Origin of the sequence: uncultured Streptococcus sp., assembly GCF_963545685.1 — a bacterium.
GTDB lineage: Bacteria > Bacillota > Bacilli > Lactobacillales > Streptococcaceae > Streptococcus.
Genome location: NZ_CAUUKN010000010.1, coordinates 1 through 15,154, shown reverse-complemented (window position 1 = coordinate 15,154; position 15,154 = coordinate 1). Strand labels below are relative to the sequence as shown.

At 39.8% G+C, this 15,154-nt stretch carries 12 protein-coding genes; 3 read left to right on the top strand and 9 right to left on the bottom strand.

What is annotated here, in order from left to right:
• The first annotated feature begins 14 nt into the window (after window positions 1–14).
• Window positions 15–212 carry a CsbD family protein gene (locus RWZ99_RS03355; protein WP_314676336.1) on the top strand — a complete coding sequence of 66 codons (198 nt, stop codon included), beginning with the start codon at window positions 15–17 and terminating at the stop codon, window positions 210–212.
• A gap of 71 nt (window positions 213–283) precedes the next feature.
• On the opposite strand, the gene RWZ99_RS03350 is transcribed toward RWZ99_RS03355, so the two are convergent.
• On the bottom strand, window positions 284–3,064 hold the full coding sequence (locus tag RWZ99_RS03350) for a carbohydrate-binding domain-containing protein (protein WP_314676335.1): 2,781 nt from the start codon (window positions 3,062–3,064) through the stop codon (window positions 284–286).
• Window positions 3,065–3,339: 275 nt separating this feature from the next.
• Window positions 3,340–4,725, bottom strand: coding sequence for an amino acid permease (locus RWZ99_RS03345; RefSeq protein WP_314676334.1), 1,386 nt, complete (start codon window positions 4,723–4,725; stop codon window positions 3,340–3,342).
• A gap of 324 nt (window positions 4,726–5,049) precedes the next feature.
• Between RWZ99_RS03345 and RWZ99_RS03340 the strand changes: the two genes are divergently transcribed.
• Window positions 5,050–8,199, top strand: a complete 3,150-nt coding sequence (locus RWZ99_RS03340; RefSeq protein ID WP_314676333.1) for a KxYKxGKxW signal peptide domain-containing protein — start codon at window positions 5,050–5,052, stop codon at window positions 8,197–8,199.
• 203 nt (window positions 8,200–8,402) lie between these two features.
• Here RWZ99_RS03340 and RWZ99_RS03335 read toward each other — a convergent pair whose 3' ends face one another.
• The 5 genes from RWZ99_RS03335 to RWZ99_RS03315 all read right to left on the bottom strand — a co-directional run bounded on the left by RWZ99_RS03335 (window position 8,403) and on the right by RWZ99_RS03315 (window position 12,513).
• Window positions 8,403–9,167 carry an amino acid ABC transporter ATP-binding protein gene (locus RWZ99_RS03335; RefSeq protein WP_314676332.1) on the bottom strand — a complete coding sequence of 255 codons (765 nt, stop codon included), beginning with the start codon at window positions 9,165–9,167 and terminating at the stop codon, window positions 8,403–8,405.
• Window positions 9,154–9,864 (bottom strand): amino acid ABC transporter permease, encoded by a 711-nt coding sequence (locus tag RWZ99_RS03330; RefSeq protein WP_314676331.1) that lies wholly within the window; start codon window positions 9,862–9,864, stop codon window positions 9,154–9,156. The genes RWZ99_RS03335 and RWZ99_RS03330 overlap by 14 nt, the downstream gene beginning before the upstream one ends.
• A gap of 3 nt (window positions 9,865–9,867) precedes the next feature.
• Window positions 9,868–10,560, bottom strand: a complete 693-nt coding sequence (locus RWZ99_RS03325; RefSeq protein WP_314676330.1) for an amino acid ABC transporter permease — start codon at window positions 10,558–10,560, stop codon at window positions 9,868–9,870.
• A gap of 69 nt (window positions 10,561–10,629) precedes the next feature.
• Window positions 10,630–11,496 carry a transporter substrate-binding domain-containing protein gene (locus RWZ99_RS03320; protein WP_314676329.1) on the bottom strand — a complete coding sequence of 289 codons (867 nt, stop codon included), beginning with the start codon at window positions 11,494–11,496 and terminating at the stop codon, window positions 10,630–10,632.
• A gap of 18 nt (window positions 11,497–11,514) precedes the next feature.
• The gene (locus tag RWZ99_RS03315; protein ID WP_314676328.1) at window positions 11,515–12,513 is read right to left on the bottom strand and encodes a uroporphyrinogen decarboxylase family protein; all 999 of its coding nucleotides are present in this window, start codon (window positions 12,511–12,513) and stop codon (window positions 11,515–11,517) included.
• A 383-nt stretch (window positions 12,514–12,896) separates the two neighbouring features.
• Between RWZ99_RS03315 and RWZ99_RS03310 the strand changes: the two genes are divergently transcribed.
• Complete coding sequence (locus tag RWZ99_RS03310) at window positions 12,897–13,379, top strand: glutathione peroxidase (protein ID WP_314676327.1); 483 nt, start codon at window positions 12,897–12,899, stop codon at window positions 13,377–13,379.
• 106 nt (window positions 13,380–13,485) lie between these two features.
• Here the strand turns inward: RWZ99_RS03310 and RWZ99_RS03305 are convergent, their stop codons facing one another.
• The gene (locus tag RWZ99_RS03305) at window positions 13,486–13,746 is read right to left on the bottom strand and encodes a SemiSWEET family transporter (RefSeq protein ID WP_002888017.1); all 261 of its coding nucleotides are present in this window, start codon (window positions 13,744–13,746) and stop codon (window positions 13,486–13,488) included.
• 297 nt (window positions 13,747–14,043) lie between these two features.
• The coding region (locus RWZ99_RS03300; RefSeq protein WP_314676325.1) for an FtsX-like permease family protein at window positions 14,044–15,154 on the bottom strand (1,111 nt) is incomplete at its 5' end.

Genomic DNA, 15,154 nt, shown 5'->3' with positions numbered 1-15,154 from the left:
AAGGAGGTTCTACTATGGGAATCGAAGATAAATTGAATCAAGCTAAAGGCGCTCTTAAAGAGGGTGCTGGTAAACTGACTGGCGACAAAAAAACTGAAATCGAAGGTGCTGTCGAAAAAGTTGTAGCAAAAGCAAAAGACGGTATCGAAGATGTTAGAGAAGGCGTTGAAGGTGCTGTTGAAGGCCTTAAAAATGCTTTTTCTAAAAAATAATAATAAATAAACAGAAGCTCTTTTCCTTTTTTGAAGAGGGCTTCTGTTTTTCTTTATGTTCTTAACTAGAATTACTTACGAGAATGCTTGCTTCCTTTAAGTGCAAATGATGCTGTCATCATTACAGCCCCTAATGCACCTAATCCCAAGCTGCTCACATCACCAGTATCTGGTAGAGTTGATTTGTTTGCTTGGCTACTTTGTGCACTTTTAGCAGACTGGTTAGCCTTAGAGCTTGTATTTTGTTTTTGAGCAAAATCAGTCTGAACGCTTGATTTCGTAGCTTCCTTTTGGTTGGAAACTTCTCTTAGCTGACCTTTTGATTCCGCTTGGGAACTTTGGTTTTGAGTGAAAATCTTATTCACCTTCTCAGCTGTCTCTTGAGTTTGTTGTTGGGCACTGCTTGTCGCATCTGTCCTTGCCTGTGCGGGATCTACTTCTGCTGATTGATTTGCAACTGCTACCTCAGACATAAATGATGTTACTTCAGGGTCTGAAGCATTAGTCGTTGATGAACCTTGACCTGATGGGCTTGTGCTACTTGCTGTCGTTGCTAAAGTAGTCGCATCTGGCTGGTTAGCATTAGTTGTTGCTGCTGAGGTACTAGCAGTCGTAGAGATTGGGGCACTTGCAGTTGGTGACATTGTGCTACTTGCAGTCGTAGAAGTTGTGGTACTCACATTTGGAGACGTTGAGTTGCTTGTTTGACTAGCAAAATTTGGTGGCGTTGGACGTCCTGTGTTAGATGCCTGACTTGTTGAAGTCGTACTACTTGTACTTGTCGTGTTTTCAGAACTTGTCGAACCTGGTTGCCCCCACGGTGTGTTGACGGTACCCGTATTGGTAGAGCTACCACCATAGCTAGTTGGTCCGCCGTAGCCTCCGAAGTTATCAGTCATTGAGCTATTGCCAAAACCGCCACCTGGGAAGCCACCCATGCCACCAGCACCAGGACCGTTGTTTGTGCCTTCTTCAGTAGCTGTTGCTGTTGCACTTGAACCACTTGAGGTCGTAATGGTATAAGTTTCACCCGAAGTTAGGCTCTCGGTACTAAAAACTACATTTCCAAATGACGTTGTTGCTGTTGTTGTCGCTACAACATTTCCAGAGCTATCAGTGACTGTGATGGTATCTCCAGCACTACCAGAGATATTGGCCATGATGTAAGATTGGCTTGAACCTGTTGTAAAGGCCTGAGCCATTCCTTGGTTACCAATTGCCCATACAGTACCACCTGAAATAATACCTGTTCCATCATAGTCGATAGCAGAATTGTCTACACTTGTCTGAGCGACATAGAGGGAACCGCTTTTAACAGTCACATTCCCGTTACTGTCGATACCATCACCATCTGCCAGAATAGTTACCGTTGCACCATCAATATTGATGCCAACCTCATTTTCCAAATCAGAAGTCGAATTGGTTAAGTTTGAAGTATCAGCGCTGTCCTTGGTTGTCCATTCAGTTGCGTTAATACCGTCATCACCAGCAGTGATATCAACAGTCCCACCTGTCAAGTTAATATAACGCCCTTCAAGTCCTTCATCTCCTGCAACGACTGTTACTTTAGAATTCCCCTCAACAGTCAATTCATCTGTAACCGTGATGCCTTTATCTGTCGCATTAATAGTTACTGTTGAGTCGGTAATCGTCAAATCACCACTATTAACATCTGTTTCGTCTTCGACTTGAATACCGTCATCAGTTGCTGTGATGTTGACTGTGGCATTTTTAATGGTTACAGCTGTCGTCGCATTGATGCCGTCTTTAGCTTCAGAAGTCAAATCAAGTGTTACAGAGTCAATCGTTACACTGTCAGCCTTGATAGCGTGCTTTTCAGTACTTGAAAGGGTAAGGGTACTTCCAGTACCACTCGTGATTGTCAAGGCTCCTGCTGCTTCGATGGCATTAGCAGACGTTGAAGAAATAGAACTGTCTGAAAGGACATTCACCGTCAATTCTGCTGAAGAATTGGAAGTAATAGACGAATCCGTTAAGGTCACACCATCCAAGTAAATTGTAACTGGATCAGTCACGCTACCCGCCACAATAATGGTGTAACTTGAACCATTTCCAGTCAAAGTATATGAACCTGATTGATTGATGGTAACGGTAGTCCCATCTACTGTAACTGTACTGCTATCACTTGTTACCACAGTTGTCCCATTGAAGGTAATCGTTGTCGTTGTACTTTCTGAATCAGTACTGCTAGACTCAGTTGTCGTCGTTTCAGTAGCTGCGTCTGAAGCACTGTTGGTTAAAACTGAAGCTGTTTCGGAAGCAGTGGTTTCAGTGGTGCTTGAGCTTGTATTAGAGCTAGTGTTTTCATCTGTATTGTTTATTTCAGATGCTGACGTTTCACTAGTTGTGCTTTCAGCAGTTTCAGAAGAACTTGCTTCTGAAGTTGAGGATGTGCTTGAATGATCAGATGTTTCACTGCTTGTTGATGTAGCAGTCGTGTCTGCTGTCGTACTTGTTGTTGACGAATTTGTGTCTGCTGTCGTACTTGTTGCTGACGAATTTGTGTCTGCTGTCGTACTTGTTGCTGACGAATCTGTGTCCGCTGTCGTAGTTGTTGTACTTGTATCTGTACCAGTACTTGTTTCAGTAGTGTTTGACGTATTGTCGGTCTGCGTACTTTCTTCAATTAAATCAGCAGTGGTTTCACCTGTCGTAACGGTTGAGAGTGTTGATCCGGTGTTAGCTTCATCCGCTGAAACCTTGCTGTCATTCAAGACAACTGAACTACCAAAGATTAAGCTCGCTACCAGGACTGAACCTGCTGTTTTCCATTTTGATGATTTCTTAATCGTATAACGTTCTTGTGTTTGTTTGGTATGTTTGTATGTCATATGTTCTACCTCTTACTTACTTTTGTGATGACTCTATTAAACACAAGAAACCTAAGACAAGGCTTAAAGAAAAGTTAATCTTTCCTTAAAGTAAAAAAGTCCCCAAGATATTGGAAACTTTCAATAACTGTAGCCTGTGTTATCACTTCAAAATCAATAGCCGTCCGACTGAGTAAGGCATAAATGTTTTCCTTGGTAAGCTTAGGTACCTCCCTTAGCTTACTTATCTACATTATAGTAAAAAACGCTAGATCATCAGACCTAACGTTTTCATCTTAATACTTAGAATGTTTGTAACCGTAGCAAAAATAAATAGCTGAACCAATTAGCACTGCTATGCCAAAGGCTAACCATGTCTGCCAACTGTACTGACTCATAAAGGAGAGGCAGACGATAATTGAAATAATGGGCAAGACAGGAACAAATGGAACCTTAAACTCATCCTTCTGTGGCAAACCCTTGTCCTTACGAAGAATAATGAGGGCAATAGCCAAGAGGACCAAGTAAGCCAAGGTCGCAATGTTAACCAAGGATGCCATATTGGCCAAAGAGAAGATACCTGCTGAGATAGCTGACAAAACGCCTGTCAAAAGCGTCGCATGATGTGGAACCTTATTAGTCTTTGAAACCTTTTGGAAAGTTTGTGGAAGAAATCCATCACGAGCCAAGCTATAAACCATGCGACTAAGGGCATAGGCCATAGAAATACATACGGTAATCAAGGTCATAATAGCAACTACCGATACATAATTGGCTGCCCAAGGCACACCAATATAACGAAGGGCATAAGCCACAGCATCATCAACATTCAACTTGGTATAGTGAACAACTCCTGTCAAGACCAGCGAAACCACGGCATAAAGTGAAGCCACGATAATCAAGGCAAGAACGATACCTCGAGGAACGTTCTTTTGCGGCTCTTTAATCTCGTCTACTGTCATAGAGATAGACTCGAAACCAAGGAAACCAAAGAACATGAGGGAAGCACCCGCCATAATTCCTGTCTTTCCTCCATAAATTTGCCCAAAGCCAAATGGTGCAAAATCTGCCCAGTTGCTAGGATTCAAATGGAAGAGACCCACTAAGATAAAGACTGCTAAGGCTGAAAATTTGAGCACTACCAAGAGGGAGTTCAAACGTAAAGCCTGTTTAGAATTCATGAGAAGAAGAGCCGTCACCAAGACCAAGACCAAGACTGGCAAGAGGTCAATGTAAGTGCCTTGACTGGGATTGAAAGGTCCACTGATGGCTTGAGGCAACTTAAGACCAAAGCTAGCCAGTAGTCCCTTGAGGTAGGCACCCCAACCAGAGGCCACACTGGATACAGCATTCATAAAGACAATCATGGTCAACCAGCCACCCATCCAGGCAGGATACTCCCCCCAGACAGTATAGAGATAACCATAAACACCACCAGCCGATGGGTAACGTGAGGCAAACTCAGCAAAGAAAATAGCTGACATCCCAACACACACGGCTGAAATCAAGACCGAAATAATCAGGGCAGGACCAGCTAGAGTCGATGCCGCGGTACCAGTAATCGTAAAGATTCCTGTCCCAACCATGGCACCGATTCCCAGAAGGACTACATCCCTAAGGGTCAGATGTCGTTTCATCTCAGTCTGAGCGAGACCAACATCCTTTTTACGAAAAATACTCATTTTTATACTCCATTTTTTACGAAATACCGAACTATTATACCATATTTCTTGGCCTAAAAAGGCCTCTTTCTGTATTTTTATACTTTTATTGTTGAATGCTATGCCAAAAATGGGGACTCCCAGTGGTTGCTTTTTAATTTTACATACATCTCTATCAAAAGAAACTTGCTAAAGTGGTTCTTTAGCATTCATTTTGTTTCTAAAATCCTTATCTCGAAAGAATTTTCAATTTTTAGAAAAAAACATGAAAATCTTATGAATGCGTTTGATTCTTCTAATGAAAGATGTTAGAATGGTGGCATTAAAAGGAAAAGGGGAACTTTTATGGAAAATAAAGTTCATTTTAAACTTCATAAAGTGAAGAAACAATGGGTAACTATCGCAGTGTCTGGTTTGGCACTCGGTGCCTCATTGATTGGTGTTGGTGTCTCTGCCGACGAGCAAGCTACGAATCAAGTCACCTCAGCAAGCACACCTGAAAGTGTTAGCCAAGAACCAGATCTTGTCGTCACAGAAACAACTGTCGCTACGACAAAAGCTGATCAAGTCGCAACCAATAAGACAACTGATTCAACTGCTACCGTTACAGCTGATAAGCAGCCAGTCCTTAAAGAAGACCAAGCAAGTAGCACTTACAATTTGGCTAGTGGCGAAACAAGAACTGCTACTTCAACTTCAGAAGCAGCTAGCACAGCTACTGACGTAAACAGTCAAGCACCAGAGTCTGTTGAAACTGCTATCGTTTCTGGTGGTCAGTTCAAGAGCGACGCTAAGGGCAACTGGTACTATCTCAAAGATGGGAAAAATCTGACAGGTGCTCAAAACGTTGACCATTTCGACCTTTATTTCCACGAGGATGGGAAGCAAGCCAAGGGGGAAATTGTCACTGAAAATGGACAATCTTTCTACTATGACCAGGACAATGGACGTAAGGTAACAAATACCTCTATCAACATCGATGGTCAAGCCTACAATGCAGATGCACAAGGACGTCTGACAGCAGTTCTGCCTGAAACTAACAAACGCAACCAGTTTATCGAAGATAATAACCACAACTGGTATTACCTCGGAAAAGACGGCAAACCCGTCACTGGTGCTCAGAACATTGATGGCTTTAACCTCTACTTCCACGAAGATGGTAGACAAGCTAAAAACGAAATCGTTACTATTAATGGTGATAGCTACTATTTCGATAAAGACAATGGTCGTCGGGTAACAGGTCGCCAATATCTTGATTATGCAAACCATAAGTACTTTGGTTATTACTACTTCAACAAAGATGGCAAGATGGTAAAAGATGACTTCGTCACCGAGAATGGCAATCTTTACTACTTTGATGCGACTGGCTATCAACCTAATGATGTCTTTGTATCAGATAAATCGGGGAACTGGTACTACTTCGACAATTACAAGGCAACTAAAGGCTTCTCAGACCCATTTGGTTTCCGTACCGAATTCCTAGACCGTAGCCAATCCGACTATAAGACAAGCGTGCAAAACCTGAATGGCCAACAGTATTACTTTGATCCTAAGACTGGTATCATGGTAACCAATCGCTATGTTTCTGACGATAAAGGGAACTGGTATTACTTTGGCAAAGATGGTAAAGCGCTTCACGGCTTTCAAACTATTGACGGTTTCCTTCATTACTTCAATGAAGATGGCCAACAAGTCAAAGGGGACTTCCTTTACTACAACAACGATATCTACTATTTCGATAAAGATAATGGAAATCCAGTAACAAATCAATTCGTAAACAGAGACAACTCTTGGTACTACTTCGGAGCTGATGGTAAAGCCGTATCTGGTTTCCAAACCATTAACGGACAGAACCTTTATTTCCACGAATTTGGCGTCCAAGCCAAGGGACAACTGGTTACTGTTGACGGCAAAACCTACTACTTCGATCCAAATACAGGTGACAAGTGGGTTAATCGTTCACTTACCTTAAACGGTACGGTTTATAACTTTGACAATAATGGTGTGGCGACTACTAAAGCTGCCCAAACTACAAATCGAAACCAATTTGTGCAAGGTAGCGATCAAGAATGGTACTACTACGACGCTAATGGCAAAAAGGTCACTGGTTTCCAAACTATTAACAAGGACCTCTACTACTTTAACGATAAGGGCCAACAAGTTCGAGGAGCCTTTTTCAGCTTCGGTGGTAACAACTATTTCGCCAACAACGAAACTGGTGCTGTCCTTCGCAACGCCTTTTATCACGATACATCAACTAACCATTACGGTGACTTCTCTGAAACTATCTACTACGCAGGCAATGACGGTGCCTTCAAGACTGGTTGGTTTGAAGTTGATGGCAACCGTTACTATGGTAGCGACTATTCAGATGACGATACCTTTAAAGGAACCCTCTACACAGGAGTTGTCAACTCTCAACTCTTTGATCCAGATGGGAAACTCTTGACAAACGGTCTCTATCCTGAATTCAAACGTACTGGTGAAAATGCTTATGAACTTAAGGGTGTCTATGTCACAGATGCGGACGGTAAAATCAAAGAAGGCCCTTATCAATATGATGGTAAGATACTTGGGTCTAAATATAGTAGCGTCCGCCAATCACAATGGTCAACTTTTGACGACTGGGACATTCTTAATGGACACCTCTACCACTTCGACTCAATACCAATGACCTTCACAGCACCAAATGGCCAAAAAATAACCACAAACGTTGCCATTGCAACAACTAACAAGGCCCTTACTTATCGTGGTGTGACCTTTAATTTTGATGCTAAGGGTATTGATGCGACAAAAGAAAAAGCCATCCACTTTGACCAATTGCAGACGGATCCTAACGGTACAAGTTATCTCTATGAAAATGGTCAAAAAGTCACTGGCTTGAAGACCTTTGATGGCGTCAGTTACTATTTCTATGAAGATGGCCGTCAAGCAAAAGGCACAGAAGTCACAATCAACGGCAAAACTTACCAATTCGACCAATTGACTGGTATCATGACACGCAAGGCCTTTTCAAAATCATACAATTATGAAGGTTCTCCACGCTATCCATTCTACCCAACACGCTACTATGGCAATGACGGAGCTGCTCTTACCGGTTGGCAAACCATTGATGGCAAAGATTACTACTTCCGAGCTAGTGGTAACCTTGAAACAGGACGTTTTGTCATAGGAGATATAGCTTACATTGCTGATGACAATGGCGTAGTGGCTGACCGCAAGGGTGAACCTGCTTATCGCAATCGTATTGTCTACGATAAGGGTAACAACTATTACTACAATGACAAAGGTGAGAAAGTTACCGGCTTCCAAGAAGTTGACGGCAAAGTCCTCTACTTCGACGCTGAAGGCAAACAAGTCCTCGGACGCTTTGTCACAGTTGATAACTACACCTACTATTTCGATCCTAAAACAGGTGAAAAATACACTAACCGCCCTGTCCTAATCGACGGTAAACTCTATACCTTCGACCAAGATGGACATGTGGTGTCTTAAGATGAGATGAAACCGAGACGAAGGTCTTGGTTTTTTTGACACCAAAATCATAGGCTAGGAGGACTCTAACACATTCTCACCTTAAAACACGTGTACCAGTTAAAAAGAACACTCCTATTCTTGCAGTGGACTACCTATAAGCAACGAAAAAACAAAGACAAACTCGTCTTTGTTTTTTCATTCATAATTAACACAGTAGTATTTTAAATCATATATTCCAAATCGTAACTAGCATCAGAAAGAATACGTGCCAAAAATTGTTGGGTACGTTTTTCTTTTGGTCTGTAAAATATATCCTTTGGACTCCCCTCTTCGATGACATGACCGCCATCCATGAAAACGACATGATTAGCTACATCTCGTGCAAAGCCCATCTCATGAGTAACAACCACCATTGTTGTTCCTTCATTAGCAAGTTGTTTCATAACATCAAGAACATCTCCAACTAGTTCTGGATCTAGGGCTGATGTTGGCTCATCTAACAAGATGACTTCTGGTTTAACTGCTATTGCTCTAGCTAAACCAATACGTTGTTGTTGTCCTCCTGAAAGCTGTGAAGGATAGTAATCTTTAAAATTCAAAAGACCAACTTTTTTTAGTGCCTCTTCAGCAATCTGCTGTGCTTCACTTTTGGGAACTTTCCTAGCAATCACTAAACCTTCTAAGATGTTCTCAATAGCAGTCTTATTTGCAAATAAATTGTAATGTTGGAATACAAAAGCCGTCTTCTTTCGGATATCTAAAATATCTTTCTTTGATAACTTATCCAAAGAGTATTCCTTCCCTGCAATTGTTAATTGACCACCATCTGCTTTCTCCAAATGATTAAGACAACGTAAGAAAGTTGTTTTTCCTGAACCTGACGGTCCCAAGATGACAACTACATCTCCCTGTTTCACTTGTAGATTAACGTCAACAAGAACCTGACGATCTCCAAATGTTTTTGATATATGTTTAGCTTCTAGCATAGTGACTCCCTCTATGTAAATTGCAATTTTTTTCTCCAAAATTAAAAAGAACTTGAATGATACCACAAATGATTAAATATAAAATAAAGATGACAAGATAAGATTCAAAATATTGATATCCATAAGCTGCTTCAACTCGTGCAATAGCAGTAATATCTTTTATCGTCATAACAAAAACAAGTGAAGTCCCTTTCACAATATTAATAACTAAGTTACACAAATTTGGCAGAGCAGCTTTAAGCGCTTGTGGAAAAACGATTCTCAGATAGGCTTGTCTTGTTGTTAAACCTATGGCTTGTGCAGCTTCTAGCTGCCCCTTATCAACAGTTAGCAATGCTGAACGAATGATTTCAGATAAGCTTCCTGTTGTCATCAAGCTATAGATAATAAAAGCATAGTAAAGCGGATTAACTTTGAAGACATCTATGTGACTCCCGATTCCTTTAAAAAACTGATTTAACAAACTAGGGAATAAACTATAAAAGAATAAAATTAAGAGAATTGGAGGTGTTGCACGGATAAACGCAAGATAAACAATTGAAAAAGTCTTAACACCTCGTACCTTATAAATTTGACCCAAAGCAAGAAATAAAGCAGGTAGAAAACTCAATAGAATAGCCACAACCATGATTCCCAGTGTTACCGGAACACCATATAAAGCCTTGATAAAGGTATCTATAATAAAAGTAATATTCATTTTTTACCTCTCTTTTACACTCAATTTGTGCTCTGCTATCCTAGAAATCAACGATAGAATTAATGCTATTCCCCAATAAACAAGGGCAACAGCTGTATAAGTCTCCAAAGAATAATTTCCTAAATGGCGACTAATCAAAAGATTCCCTTTGCCCATTACATCAATAAAACCAATCGTATAAGCCAAAGCTGCATCACGCATAAGATTAAGTATAGCTGTTGTAATATTTGGTAAAGCAACCTTAAATGCTTGAGGAGCAATAATTCTTACAAAGGTTTGCTCAGAAGTGAGTCCAATACTAAGCCCAGCTTCTAATTGTCCTTTAGGGATTGCTTGATAAGCTGCTTTAAATACTTCTGAAATCATTGCTGAGAATAGGAGAACCATGGTCACAAGAACGAATATCAATTTGGACCAATTATTAATATCTAATCCCAACCACCAATTAAGAAATTCTGGAACTCCGTAAAATACCAAGAATAATAGCACAATAGGTGGGGTACAGCGTAAGATAAAAACATATCCCTTAGCTAAATTCTCCAAAGCTTTATCCTTGGAAAGGCTTGCCCAAGCAACTAATCCTCCTAATAACGACCCAAGTAAAGTCGTTAATATGATAACCAATAATGTCATTGGTAAGCCCTTTATGACTTCAGGTAATGCTCCAAAAACTTTTGAAATGTCATAATTGACCATATTTTCTCCTAACTAAACTCACTTCAGAAGCTTATCAAAACATCCTACTTTTACGACGTTACAATTTACTTATTTATCTACATATGAGAAGACATCCTCACCAAAGTATTTTTTAGATAACTTTTCAAGTGTACCGTCTTCTTTTAGTTCCTTGATAGCCTTAGTATATTCTTTTGAAAACTCTTCGTTCTTACTATCTCGATGGAAGAGTGGATAGGTTGGAATTCCTTTATAAGGGAACCAAGTCAATTTATCTGCATATTGATGATACGCACCGTCTTTATCAGTCACAGCCTTCTCAAAAGATAATTTAATATCAAAGTAAGCATCATAACGATTTTCCAAAACCCATGCATAGGCATCTGAAACTTGGAAAGATTCCGCAGATGTTAACTCGATTGGTTGATCTTTATGCTCATCGTTGTAGTCTTTGATAACATTCCACTGAGCATTTTGTGGTGAGATTGGCACCAAGCGACCATTTTGTTTTGCAAAATCAGAGATATTTTTATATTTATCTTTATCATCCTTACGAATGGTAAATCCAATAATACTTGCTCCAATTGGATCTTTTGGTATGATGAACTTTTTAGCTCGTTCATCTGTGTACCAAGCACCTTTAGTACCAATATCATATTTACCTGACTCTAAACCAATCAAAAGGTCATCATCACTTGTTCCAGTATATTCAAATTTATACTGAGGAAGCTTTTTATCAATTTCCTTTAAAACAGCTACTTCATAGCCGTCAGAGTTCCCATCCTTATCAACAAAATCATAAGGAACATAGTTTTGAGTATGGGCAACTTTTAGTGTTGTCACCTTTCCAGAGTCTGATTCTCCCTTTTTATCTCCTGTTAAACTACGTCCAATAACTGTAGCTCCAATAAGTGCTACAACAATAGCTCCACCAATAATCCATGTCTTTTTACTCATATTAATCTCTCCCTTTTCTTATAAAACTGCTGCTTCACGGACCCATGCAATACGCTCAAGGCTAATATCACTAGGAAACGTACAATCAGCCCCTATGATTAACCCATGACTTCCAGCATCAGCAATAATCTCTTTAACCTTTTCTTGAATGGCCTCTTTACTTCCATTGTATAAAAGACCATCTTTACCATTTTCAAAACCACCGAGGACTGTCCGGCCACCAAAAACATTACGTCCTTCTGCTAAACTAATTCCTTCAGGACCAACCGCCCAATTAACTACCTGAGCAGGATAATCTTTAAAAAGTTCGATGTTATTACGGGCCCCTTCGTAACCACAAATATGTAGAATATTATGGCCTTTGGCTTCATTAGCTACTTCTAAAACCCTTAATTCACTTGTAGCAATGATTTCTTTATAAATCTCAGCGCTAACACGATTGTCTTGAATACTTTGAACACTTAGGTAAATACCATCAGCACCAGCTTCTTCAATCACCCTCTGACTAAGACTCGCAATGTCTTGGCTAATAACATCTAAAACATGCTTCAACGCCTTACGATTCTCCACGATGTAATCTGCGATAAGATCATCGCCACCTGAAACTTTTCCGACTAACCATTTAAAATAAGTAACCGGAGCGAAGATATTGTAAATTGCAACAATATCTTCAGGAAAATCAGCAATCAGACTTTTTACTAGTTCAACTTGTGCAGAAATCCACGGATGTTTTGCACCTAAAGGTTCAATCGTTTGCAAATCACTAATTGACTTAAAATCTTTAAAAGCAGGCTGTGGATATGCAAAGAAACCATCACTCATCAATTTAACAAAATCAGGTTTGACTTCTGCAATAAATTTTTTATGACCAGCTTTATTCTTATCAATAATTCCTGGATTTTCAAAACCATGTAACCACTCGTCTTCAGTCGTAAAATGATGCCAAAATCCTACTGGAACACGATCAACACTCTCTCCACGAAATGCTTTCAAAACTAACTCTCTTTTTTCTGACATAAGAATCTCCTTTTCTTTTATCCTAATATCAACAGCTTAATGAACACACCTAAAATTCTATAAACTCCTATTCTATTTGGCTGTTTCAAAAGTGAATGACATAATCTTATCAGAGAATAACAAATCAGAAAAATAAAGAAATTTTATCCCTAGCCATAAGTAAAATTTATGATATAGTAACCCAAATCACGTTAAAACCTATTGTTACCTTCTTTTAAGCACATATCCTTACATAGTATTATTACCATCAGCTATAAGTAATTCTTAACGCCAAGATAAAGAATTGCTATCACAAAAATAATTTAATCTCTAGCCTTCCTGAAAAATCACTTCTCTGACTAACTTTGCTATAATAGTCTCAAACAAAGCAAAGGAGACTTATTATGACATCCTTATACGATTTTACAGTTTCAGATCAAGCTGACCAACCTGTGTCTCTCCAGGACTATAAGGGAAAGGTAGTTCTAATTGTTAATACGGCGACAGGATGTGGTTTGACGCCACAGTATCAAGGCTTACAGGAACTCTATGACAAATACAAAGACCAAGAATTCGAGATTCTTGATTTTCCATGTAATCAGTTTATGGGTCAGGCACCAGGTAGTGCTGAAGAAATTAATACCTTTTGCACCCTCAATTACCATACAACCTTCCCTCGATTTGCCAAAATCAAGGTTAATGGTAAGGAAGCTGAGCCACTTTTTGATTGGCTTAAAAAAGAAAAATCCGGACCACTTGGAGCCAGAATTGAGTGGAACTTTGCTAAGTTTTTGATTAACCGTCAAGGACAAGTCGTCGAACGCTTTTCTTCCAAAACAGATCCACTAAAAATGGAAGAGACTATCAAGTCTCTTCTTAATAACTAAAACCAAAAAACGAGAGTAAAACTAGAACGACAATCACTGACTGTCGCTAGTTCTGCTCTCGTTTTCTGCGTTAAGAAAAATAGTATAGAATGAAATTCGCTTTATTTTAGAATAAAGCTGTCAATGCTGTAATTAAACCAAAGATGATACCTGGCGCATTTGCAGCAGCAAGGGGAAGGTCACGTTCTTTTTTAAAGAGACCATAGTAAACCCAAAGGCTACAGTTGATAGCTGCCACCAAAGGTTGGATAAAGTTTCCCTTATGACCAGACAGATTGTCCATGATTTGTGGCACGTATGATACGTACATCATAACTGACATGAAGGTCGCTACCCAACCAAGGGTTTTCATTTGTTTATCAGACATGTTGATTCTCCTCTTTCATAAAATTCATATCGCCTTGAAATTCATGAAAATAATCACAAGACGTGTTTCAATGCACTAAAATTAAAACAGAGTCTATCTTACGCTTTTAGAATAGAGAATTCAAGGATTCTGGGACAATGTTAATAAGATGTAAACTATCACAAGATTGTGATAGTGGTTTTGGTTTCTTATGTAGAGTTTTTATAAGACAAAAAGACCTCTTAAAGAGATCTTCTTTCATAGTACTATCTTTTGCTCCTTAGAATTATAGACTCTGTATGATTGATTATAACTAAATCATTCTGCTAAGAGCACTTCTTTAATCGTTTGTTTTTGGAGTTTTCTGTTGGATAGATAAAAGAGGCTTTCGTAAACCACAGCAAAACTGATCAAAGTCCAAAAGCAAACGTTCCAATCAAAGTCATGCTCAATCTTTTCAGGAACCGTGTCTTTGATCACACCGATCAAAATTTCCATGATGCCATATTGATAAACCGTCCCAAGAACAAATCCTAGATAGGCCCAGAATCGATAGGGAGCGAGAATATGACTTTGGCATTCACGATTGGTGTAGCCAAAAGCCTTCATAAGAGCCAAGGTTTCGCGACTTTCTGAGACCACAATCCCCAATGACAAAAAGAGAATAGAGAAAGAAAGGATCAAGCCAATCATGATCATCATGGTTTGGATGATATCATCTGTGTAGTCCCTTAGTCCAAAGGACAATTGAACCATGGCCGCAAAACACATGGAGCCAAAGACCACAAAAAACAAGATCGATTTTCTCCCCCAAATCAGCGACGAAGACAGCTCGTTTAGGAAGGATTTCTCTTTCTTAGGAGCACTCTTTCTCCCTTTGACCTTGATTGGTGTTGGAGATTTTTTCAATAAGCGAAGTGCCGGCGTTTGTAGTTGTCTTCTAGCATAGCCAACTGCAAGAACCATAAAGAAGGTCGTTGGCAGCATGACCAAAGCAAGGAAGAGTTGCCAATGAAAATGAATGGTGATTTCTGGCAAAATCCCCTTCTCATTACGAAAGTCATAAAAATGTCCCATCATGAGAAAAGAAGCTAAATAGCCAAGAAGCGCCCCGACTCCAAAACTGAGCCCAAAGGCCCAAAATCGTTTAGCCAACTGGCCATTACTGTAGCCCAAAGCCTTTAAAATTCCTAATTGTTCCTTGTGGTCATCGACAAATTGTTTAATATAAAAACACATGAGGAGAATAGATGTCAAGGACAAGACAACCCCACTAACCATGGCCACCATCCAAGATAGCGAAACCTGGGCATCATAGTAGGTCGTTATCATCGGATTGGTTTTAGCAATCTCCAACTGCTCGATATCAAGGTAAAAATTCAAGAAGAGATTGGCTACAAAGACGGCACAAGCCCCAATGATACTGACG